6 protein-coding genes and 1 pseudogene are annotated in these 9,877 nt (G+C 66.7%); 2 read left to right on the top strand and 5 right to left on the bottom strand.

Annotated elements, in window-relative coordinates:
- Positions 1 to 548, bottom strand: a 548-nt coding sequence (locus ACNJ7E_RS15135) for an aminotransferase class III-fold pyridoxal phosphate-dependent enzyme (protein WP_418340283.1), incomplete at its 3' end; no start/stop codon positions are given.
- 289 nt (positions 549 to 837) lie between these two features.
- Between ACNJ7E_RS15135 and ACNJ7E_RS15130 the strand changes: the two are divergent.
- Positions 838 to 2,362 (top strand): annotated as a pseudogene (locus ACNJ7E_RS15130) (gamma-aminobutyraldehyde dehydrogenase).
- A gap of 2 nt (positions 2,363 to 2,364) precedes the next feature.
- Here ACNJ7E_RS15130 and ACNJ7E_RS15125 read toward each other — a convergent pair.
- The gene (locus ACNJ7E_RS15125; protein WP_037242237.1) at positions 2,365 to 2,826 is read right to left on the bottom strand and encodes an Lrp/AsnC family transcriptional regulator; all 462 of its coding nucleotides are present in this window, start codon (positions 2,824 to 2,826) and stop codon (positions 2,365 to 2,367) included.
- A gap of 254 nt (positions 2,827 to 3,080) precedes the next feature.
- Here ACNJ7E_RS15125 and ACNJ7E_RS15120 point away from each other — a divergent pair, with 254 nt between their 5' ends.
- A complete protein-coding gene (locus ACNJ7E_RS15120; protein WP_418340282.1) occupies positions 3,081 to 4,574 on the top strand; it encodes an APC family permease in 1,494 nt (497 codons plus the stop codon).
- A gap of 19 nt (positions 4,575 to 4,593) precedes the next feature.
- On the opposite strand, the gene ACNJ7E_RS15115 is transcribed toward ACNJ7E_RS15120, so the two are convergent.
- From ACNJ7E_RS15115 to ACNJ7E_RS15105, 3 genes are all read right to left on the bottom strand, one after another.
- Positions 4,594 to 7,887, bottom strand: a complete 3,294-nt coding sequence (locus ACNJ7E_RS15115; RefSeq protein ID WP_418340281.1) for an NAD-glutamate dehydrogenase domain-containing protein — start codon at positions 7,885 to 7,887, stop codon at positions 4,594 to 4,596.
- Between the two features lie 125 nt (positions 7,888 to 8,012).
- Complete coding sequence (locus ACNJ7E_RS15110) at positions 8,013 to 9,401, bottom strand: aspartate aminotransferase family protein (protein WP_418340280.1); 1,389 nt, start codon at positions 9,399 to 9,401, stop codon at positions 8,013 to 8,015.
- Between the two features lie 20 nt (positions 9,402 to 9,421).
- Positions 9,422 to 9,877 (bottom strand): aldehyde dehydrogenase family protein (locus ACNJ7E_RS15105; RefSeq protein WP_418340279.1); only part of this gene is annotated, 456 nt, incomplete at its 5' end.

Genomic DNA, 9,877 nt, shown 5'->3' with positions numbered 1-9,877 from the left:
GGGACCCGGAACGCGCCGGGGGTGAGCGGTTCGAACGGGGCCTTCAGGGCGGGGATGCCGGTGATGGCGAGGGCGCCCTGCGGGGTGCCGTGGTAGGCGATGGAGCGGGAGATGACCTTGTGTTTGCCGGGTTTGCCGACCTTCTTGAAGTACTGTTTGGCCAGTTTCCAGGCGCTTTCGACGGCCTCGCCGCCGCCGGTGGTGAAGAAGACCCGGTTCAGATCGCCGGGGGCGTAGCCGGCGAGGCGTTCGGCGAGTTCGATCGCCGGTGGGGTGGCGTAGGACCAGAGCGGGAAGAACGCGAGCTGTTCGGCCTGCTTGGCGGCGGCCTCGGCGAGCTCGGTGCGGCCGTGCCCGGCCTGGACGACGAACAACCCGGACAGCCCGTCGAGGTAGCTCTTGCCGGCGGTGTCCCAGATCCGGGCGCCCTCACCGCGGGTGATGATCGGCGGCGTGATGTTCTGCCCGTGCCGGGAGAAATGCCCCCACAGATGGCGCGCAGCCGAGCGGTCGTGTCCGGTCGTGGTTCTTTCGGTGACAGCAGTCATCGTTATCCTCAATTACGTTCCGGTTCAGTCGATTTCGGTATGGTTCGGGTTCCGTCGGCCGAACCCTGGATGATCACCTCTGTTGGATCGCCGGAAGTCGAGGTTCGATCCGGCATGCGCCAATCCTGACCCCATTTCTCCACGAATTCAAGTAGTTGGACCAGGATTATTGACGCAATACGCAGCTTCTCGCCTGATTTATCGACTTAATTCGCGAAGACGGGTAGCCAACACGAGATCGCTCCTACTGTGAGGAAATCTCTCGTCGCCCCCGTCTTGGAGTGATCTCATGACCGTCTCGGCCCCTCACCCGCCTTCTCTCTCGATCGGCCTGCCGACCACCGTGCCCGGCTGCTGGATCTCCGGATCCGCGGCCCATGGATCCGGCGACACCCACGGCATCATCGATCCGGCGACGGGCGCGCTCGTCACGACGCTGACGCTGGCGACCGCGTCGGACGTCGACGCCGCCGTCCGGTCGGCACGCTCCGCCTTCCCGGCCTGGTCGGGTGCGGTCCCGGCCGAGCGCGCAGCCGCTCTCACCACCCTCGCCCGCGCACTCGAACGCGACGCGGAACTGTTCGCCCGCGAGGAAGTCGCGCAGACCGGCAAGGCAATCCGGCTCGCTCGCGAGTTCGACGTCCCGGGCAGCATCGACAACATCGACTTCTTCGCCGGAGCCTCCCGCAATCTCGAGGGCAAGGCCTCCGCCGAGTACTCCCCCGACCACACCTCGAGCATCCGGAGTGAGGCCGTCGGCGTCGTCGGGTCGATCACGCCGTGGAACTATCCGCTACAGATGGCGGTGTGGAAGGTGATTCCGGCGCTGGCCGCCGGGTGCACGGTCGTGCTCAAACCGAGTGAGCTCACTCCCCTCACCACGCTGCGTCTCGCCCGGCTGGCGACCGAATCCGGTCTGCCCGACGGCGTGTTCAACGTGGTGACGGGCACGGGTGCCGAGGTCGGCGCCGCGCTCGCCGGACATCGCGGTATCGATGTCCTGACATTCACCGGGTCGACTGCCGTGGGCCCCGGTGATGGCGCAGGCGTCCGCGAACGGCACCCGCGTGCAGCTCGAGCTGGGCGGCAAGGCGCCGTTAGTCGTGTTCGACGACGCCGATCTCGATGCGGCCGTGCACGGCGCGGTAGCGGCGTCACTCATCAACGGCGGCCAGGACTGCACCGCGGCGACCCGCGCGATCGTCGCGGACTCGCTGTACGACGATTTCGTCGCCCGCGTGGCCGAACTGATGGAACGGGTGGTCGTGGGGGATCCCTGGGACCCGGACACCGATCTCGGATCGCTGATCACGCTCGCTCATCGCGACCGGGTGGACGGCATGGTGCAGCGCGCCCGCGCGGCAGGCTTCCGGATCGTGACCGGCGGATCCGCCCCCGACCTGCCCGGAGCCTTCTACCTCCCGACCCTGATCGCCGACGTCACCGAGGATGCGGAGATCTACCGCGACGAGGCGTTCGGACCCGTGCTCACCGTGAGCCGCCACTCGGGCGACGACGACGCGATCCGCCGCGCCAACGACACCGACTACGGTCTCGCCGCGTCGGCCTGGACGACGAACGTGTACCGCGCGCAGCGCGCCTCACGGGACATCGACGCGGGGTGTGTGTGGATCAACGATCACATCCCGATCATCAGCGAGATGCCGCACGGCGGGGTCGGCGCGTCCGGCTTCGGCAAGGACATGTCGACGTACTCGTTCGAGGAGTACCTGACCGTCAAACACGTCATGAGTGACATCACCGGGGTCTCCCGGAAAGCCTGGCACCGCACGGTGTTCAGCGACGGACGGTAGGACTACTCCTTCGAGGGTGTGCCGTACCGCAGCTTGTGCACTTTGAGGATCGAGATGGTCTCCGTGGTGCGCACGCCCTCGATGGTGCTGACGTGCTGATTCAGGAATGCCCACAGCTCGGCATTGTTGGCGCTGCCGACCTCGACGCAGATGTCGCTGCGCCCCAGCAGTGTCGAGACGTAAGTGATCTCCGGCATCTCGGTCAAAGTGTCCACGACCTGCTGGTGCCGGGCCGGGTCGACCGTCAGGAACACCAGAGCCAGTTGCGAGTCGCCCAGCCGTTCGGGATCGGCGAACGCGACGATGCGCAGGATGTTCAGATCCTGCAGACGCTTCACGCGCGCCCGTACCGTCGCCTCGGAGGACCCCAGGTTTCGGGCGATTTCCCGAAACGCTCGCCGCCCATCGTCTTCGAGTTGCCGCAGGATCGCGCGGTCCAGTTCGTCCAGAGTGTGCTGAGACATGGACCGACTCTATCCAGAACGACGAGATCAGTGGCGTTGTGGGGCCAAAAGGCTGCATTTCGTGAATGTAAACGCTCAGTCAATGCGCATTGCGGGGTTATTTTCATCTTGTGTGACGCATTGCGCGGTGTTAGTGTCTTGAATCACATACTTGCGGCGGTCCGTCGGCCTCCACCCCCACTCGACTCGAGTCGCCGAGGTCCGCATTCTGAATACACACACTGCGCCGACAAGGCCCAGAACTGGAGAATCCCGTGAGCCTGCACGATTCCTACGCCGACGACCACACCTATGAGAAGAACCTGCGGTGGTGGGACGGCTTCACCATCAGCCTCTCGATCCCCGCCGCACTCTTCGTCGGCATGGGGTACGCAATCGGCCTGATCGGCGCGTGGACGACGCTCGTCCTCCTCGGCGCCGTCGCGGTCCTCGCGTGCCTGCAGAACTTCATCTACTCCGAGATGGCTAGCATGTTCGTCGACAAGGTCGGCGGCATCTCGATGTACGCCCACCAGGGCTGGCGGACCCGGTCGACCCTCGTCGGTCCGCTCGCGACGTACGGCTACTGGTTCTCCTGGTCCAGTTCACTCGCCATCTACGGTCTGCAGATCGGAAAGCTGGTCCAGGCCGAGTGGTTCCCCGAAAAGACGTGGACGTTCTCCACGGGCCTGGCCACAATCGGACTCCCCCACGTCATCGCACTCGGCGTCCTGGTCATGGGCTGGGGCCTGAACGTCCTGGGCATGCGACCCGCGATGTGGCTGATGTACGCGACCGGCGCGCTCGTCCTCGTCCCGATCGTCGTCTTCGCGGCCGCTCCTCTCCTGTCCGACAACTGGTCGATGAGCAATCTGCACTGGGACATCGCCGCCAGCGGTGAAGCCGGCTGGCGCACCGCGATCGCCTGGATGTTCGTCCTCGCCTGGTCGGTGTACGGCATCGAGGCCGTCGCCTCGTTCGTGCCCGAATTCCGCGACACCATCCGCGACAGCCGAATTGCATTGCGACTGGCCGGTTTCTTCGTCATCGCCGTCTACATCCTCGTCCCGTTCGGCGTCGGCGGACTCGTCGACCAGGCGGATGTCGCGGAAAACCCCGTCTCCTTCTACCTGACCGTGTTCGAAAGCCTCTTCCCCGGTGGCGACATCGTGATGGCGATTTGCCTCATCGCCGGCCTCGTCCTCCTGATGGTCATGACCACCGCCGACGGCGGACGCGTGCTCCACGGCAGCGCCCGGGAGGGCCTCACCATCAAGCAACTCGGTGAGCTCAACCGCTTCAAGGTCCCGGGGCGTGCCATGTCGCTGGACCTGCTCGTCAACGTCATCCTGATCCTGTTCGTCGGCGAGGCCCTCGCTGTCATCGTCGCCGGCATCGTCGGCTACCTCATCTGCCACATCCTGTCGCTGACCGGCTTCCTCAACCTGCGCCGCGACGAACCGGACGCCCATCGCCCCATCAAGCTCGGCAAGCAGTGGGTGTACATCGCCGGCCTTCTCGTGGTGATCGACACGATCATGGTCGTCGTCGGCGCGCTCAGCGCCTCCATCACGGGATACGGCAGCACGAAGGAACTCATCGTCGGCGTCGTCGTCTTGTCGCTGTCGATCGTGCTGTACGCCTACCGGCGCGTCGTCCAGGACGGTCAGCCCTGGATCTGGAAGGAACCGGCCTCCGCCGGCGAAGCCGACTTCGTACCCGACGACGAGGACGACGCACCCACCATCGATTCTGCACGCACCCTGTAGCTTCGCCCGTGAGTACTTATTAACCGCCTGACGTTAATAAGTACTCACAGGCGCGAAGCGCATTGGCCGCGACCGACAGCGACGCGAGATCGTGGGTGGACGCGGCGTCGATCTCCCCCAGCGTCCGGCGAGCACGCTCGATTCTCGCCCGGTTCGCATTCTCCCACAGCAGAATCCGGGAGTCCGGCGCATCGCCGGGCGCCCCCGACGACAGGACGTCCCGGGTCAGGAGCCGGACGGAGCGGTACAGGTCGTCGCGCAGCGCCACCCGGGCGAGGGTGTGCCACCGTTCACCCCGCGGAAGCGCCGACACCTTGATCAGCCATCGATCCACGCCGAGGTGATCGGAGAGGGCGAAGTAGAGCGGCGCCACCTCGGCGACGTCGTGCTCCAGTTCGCGGGCGACGTCCACGATGTCGAGCAGGCTGAAGCGGTAGAGGCCGTCCGCGATACGCCGGGCGATGGACGTCTCGACGCCCGCCTCGTCGTAGGAGCGACGCGTGTCCTCCATCGCCAGCACCTCCGCGCCGCGGAGCCATCCGCCGACGTCGCCGGAATGCGTGTGGACGTGGCGCCGGAAATTGTCGATCTCGGCGTCCACCGACAGCGGCTGCCGACGGTTGGCGAGGAACCACCGCGACGCCCGGTCGAGCAGCCGGCGGGCCTCGACGACCAGTTCGTACTCCGTCGCCGGTGGTAGTTTCGCCGCGGCGATGTCGGACCAGAGTTGCGCAAGCCCGAACACTTCCGACGTGATGGCGAACGCGCGCACCACATCCGCGGGCCCGGCCCCAGTCTCCTCACGCAGCCGGTACGCGTACGTGAGTCCGCCGCGAGCGAAGATGTCGTTCACGATCTCGGTGGCGAGGATCTCCTGGCGGAGGGGGTGCGCGTCGACGGGAAGGACGGTGCGCAGCGCGGCCGGGAAGTACGCGCCGAGCCGCTCGGAGAAGTACCCGTCGGAGAAGACGTCCGTATCCTCGAGTTCCGCTTTCAGATCCAGCTTGGCGTGGGCGAGGAGGGTCGCCAGTTCCGGCGAGCTCAGCCCGAGGCCTGCCTCCGACAGTTCGGCGAAACCCTCGGGGTTCGGAAGCGCCTCCAGGTCGCAGTCCAGACCGCGCTTGTCGACCAGGTCGTTCACCATCCTCGAGTGCACGTCCACCATCCGGTGGGCGTTCGACCGGGCGTCGCCGAGTACCCGGTTCTGCGCACGGTTGTTGGCGAGTACGAGTTCGGACACGTCGTCGGTGAGCGCCCCGAGCAGGTCCGAGCGCCGCACCGGGTCCAGCCGCCGGTCGACGGGCAGCGAGTCGAGCAGGATCTTGATGTTCACCTCGTGGTCGGAGCAGTCCACTCCGGCCGAGTTGTCCAGTGCATCCGTGTTGACGAGCCCACCCGTCCGGGCGAACTCGATGCGGGCGAGCGGCGTCATGCCCAGGTTGCCGCCCTCGGCGACAGCGCGTGCACGCAGCCGGCGTGCATCGATCCGGACGGTGTCGTTCGCTTTGTCGCCCGCGTCCGTGTGCGACTCCGACGAGGCCTTGACGTACGTCCCGACGCCGCCGTTGAACAGGAGATCCACCGGGGCGGCGAGGATGGCGCGGATCATCTCCGGCGGCGTCAACGTCGTCACCGACGAGGCGAGACCGAGCGCCGTCCGCATCTGGCTGCTCACCGGAATCGATTTGCTCTCACGCGACCAGACGCCGCCGCCTTCACTGATGAGGGTCCGGTCGTAGTCGGCCCACGACGACCGCGGCAGCTCGAACAGCCGGCGGCGTTCCTGCCAGGCCTGCTCCCTGCCGGGAGTGGGGTCGACGAAGATGTGGCGGTGGTCGAACGCGGCGACCAGCCCGATGCCGGCACTCGCCAGCATGGCGTTCCCGAAGACGTCGCCGCTCATGTCGCCGATCCCCGTGACCGTGAAACTGTCACGGTCGACGTCGATTCCGAGTTCGGCCAGATGCCGGGTGACGCTCACCCACGCACCCTTCGCGGTGATGCCCATCTTCTTGTGGTCGTAGCCGACCGAACCGCCGGACGCGAACGCGTCACCGAGCCAGAAGTCGTACGTCCGGGCCACCTCGTTGGCGGTGTCGGAGAACGTGGCAGTGCCCTTGTCCGCCGCCACCACGAGGTAGGGGTCGTCGCCGTCCCGGCAGACGACCCGGTCCGGGTGAACCGATTCGGCTGTGCCCGAACGGTTGTCGGTGACGTCGAGCAGCCCGGAGATGAACTGGCGGTAGCAGTCCTGGCCGGTGGACGACGGGTTGCGCACGACGAATCCGCCCTTGGCGCCCGCGGGCACGATGACGGCGTTCTTCACTGCCTGCGCCTTGACGAGTCCGAGGATCTCGGTGCGGTAGTCGTCGAGCCGGTCGGACCAGCGGAGCCCGCCGCGCGCGACGGGTCCGTATCGCAGGTGCACGCCCTCCATGTCCGGTGAATACACGAAGACCTCGTAGAACGGCCTCGGCCGCGGAAGTTCGTCGATCTCGCCGGAGCGGAACTTCAGCGACAACTGAGGACGAGCGGGGCCGAGCGCTCCGTCCCGATAGAAGTTGGTGCGGGTCGTCGCCGCGACGAGGCCCGAGTAGGCGCGCAGGATACGGTCGGCGTCGAGGCCTTCCACCTCTGCGAGCAGCGATTCGACCCGGCGCGCACACTGTTCGACCTCGTCGTCGCGAGACGTGCCGCCACCGGGACGGGATGGATCGAAATGCGCGTGGAACAGCGCGACGAGTGCGGACGCGAACTCGGGACGCGACAGCAGGACCGCCTCGATCCGGCCCTGGTCGTAGGGCAGAGCACTCTGTCGCAGGAAGCGTGCGTACGCGCGCAGGAGCACGACCTCCCGCCAGTCCAGGCCGGCGGCGAGCACCAGCACGTTGAACCGATCCGCCTCCGCGCAACCCGACCACATCGCACGAAACGTCTCCAGGACGGCCTCGGGTTCGACGGATCCCGACGCCACCGCGGACGTGACGAGCGGTCCCGCGGACACCCGGAAGTCGTAGAGCCGGCACACCAGTCCGTCGGCGCGGCGGAACACCGACGTCCGCTGACCCTCGACCTCGAGGTCGAGGCTCCCGAGAAGCCGCAGCACCCGTTCGAGCGACACGGTCGAGCCTCCGCTGTAGAGCGTGACCCGCAGTTGCCGGTTCTCGTTCGGTCCGACGGTGTGGACGTGCAGGTCGAATGCGTCGGTGGTCAAGCGGTCGAGGATGGCGACGTCGGGAACTGGCGGCCGATCCCGTTCTTCGACATAGCCTTCCGGCAGGGACAGTGCGAGCGTGGACGTGGTCGAGCTCATAGATTCTCTCCGTTGAGATCCGGGCGCCGTGTGTTGTCGTGGAAACGAGAAAGATCCGTCCCGCGGGCGCCATTGACCGCGGGACGGATCGAGTGTCAGGACACGGATGTGTGGCAGACGGGGTGTCAGGAGTTGCGGTGTGCGTCCGCGATGTCGAGAACCGTGTCGAGGATCGCGAGTCCTTCGCGGGCCTCGGCCTCGGTGACGGTGCACGGCGGCACAGCGTGAATGCGGTTGAAGTTGGCGAACGGCAGCAATCCTCCTGCCTTGCACGCCGCGATCACCTCGTTCATCGCCGGACTGGAGGTGCCGTAGGGCGCGAGCGGTTCCTTCGTGGCACGGTCGGCGACGAGTTCGATCGCCCAGAACACGCCGAGTCCGCGGACTTCGCCGATAGACGGGTGCCGGTCGGCCAGGCCACGCAGTCCGGGGCCGAGGATCTCGCTGCCGATCCGGGCCGCGTTCTCGACGATCCGCTCGTCCTCCATCGCGTTGATCGTCGCGACGGCGGCTGCGGTGGCGAGCGGGTGCCCCGAGTAGGTGAGTCCGCCGGGGTACGGCCGGTTGGCGAACGTCGCCGCGATCTTCTCGCTGATCGCGACACCACCGAGCGGGACGTACCCGGAGTTGACCCCCTTCGCGAACGTGATCAGGTCGGGGACGACACCGAAATGGTCGATCGCGAACCACTTTCCGGTCCGGCCGAACCCGGACATCACCTCGTCGGCGATGAACACGATGCCGTAGCGGTCGCAGATCTCGCGGACACCTGCCATGTAACCGGGCGGGGGCACCATGATTCCCGCGGTCCCGGGAACCGATTCGAGGACGATCGCTGCGATCGAGTTCGGCCCCTCGAGGCGGATCAGCTGGTCGAGGTGCTCGAGCGCGCGCTCGGTTTCCTGCTGCTCGTTCTCCGAGTGGAACTGCGACCGGTACAGGAACGGTCCGTGGAAGTGGACGACTCCGCTGTTGCCGTAGTCGTTGGGCCACCGGCGCGGGTCGCCGGTGAGGTTGATCGCGGTGTCCGTGCCGCCGTGGTACGAGCGGTACCGCGACAGCACCTTGTAGCGGCCGGTGTGCAGCCGAGCCATGCGCACAGCGTGCTCGTTGGCGTCGGCGCCGCCGTTGGTGAAGAACACCTTGTTCAAGTCACCCGGGGTCCGCTCGGCGATCAGCCGGGCGGCCTCGGAGCGGGCGTCGTTCACGTACTGCGGTGCGATGGTGCACAGCTTCGCGGCCTGGTCCTGGATGGCGGCAACGACTTTGGGGTGCTGGTGCCCGATGTTCGTGTTGACGAGCTGGGACGAGAAGTCGAGCATGCGGTTCCCGGCACCGTCCCACACATACGAACCCTCGGACGCGAGGATCGTCATCGGGGTGATCTGCTCTTGCGCGGACCACGAGTGGAACACGTGCGCCCGGTCGAGGGCGTACGCGCGCTCCCCTTCGACACGGGCCGCGTCGAGAGACTGACCGGTGGGCAGAAGTTCCTGGGAGACTGTCGTCGTCATGACCGTAGGTCCTTTCCGGCTCAGTTGTTCTGGGGGAAGCCGAGGTTGAGTCCGCCGTGGCTGGGGTCGAGCCAGCGGGTGGTGACGACCTTGCCGCGGGTGAAGAAGTGGACGCCTTCGGTGCCGTGGGCGTGGCTGTCGCCGAAGAGGGAGTTCTTCCAGCCCCCGAAGCTGTAGTACGCCATGGGGACGGGGATGGGGACGTTGATGCCGACCATGCCGACCTCGACCTCGTTCTGGAACCGCCGGGCGGCGCCGCCGTCGTTGGTGAAGATGGCGGTGCCGTTGCCGAACTGGCTCGAGTTCACCAGTTCCAGGGCCTCGTCGTAGGAGTCGACGCGGATGACGGACAGGACGGGTCCGAAGATTTCGTCGGTGTACACGCTCATGTCGGTGGTGACGTGGTCGATGAGGGTCGGTCCGAGCCAGAACCCGTCCTTGCCGCCGTTTGCCTGCACGGTGCGCCCGTCGACGAC

Source organism: Rhodococcus mengyinensis, from assembly GCF_048381435.1.
Classification (GTDB): domain Bacteria; phylum Actinomycetota; class Actinomycetes; order Mycobacteriales; family Mycobacteriaceae; genus Rhodococcus_F; species Rhodococcus_F opacus_D.
This window is presented reverse-complemented; position numbering and strand designations above follow the sequence as displayed.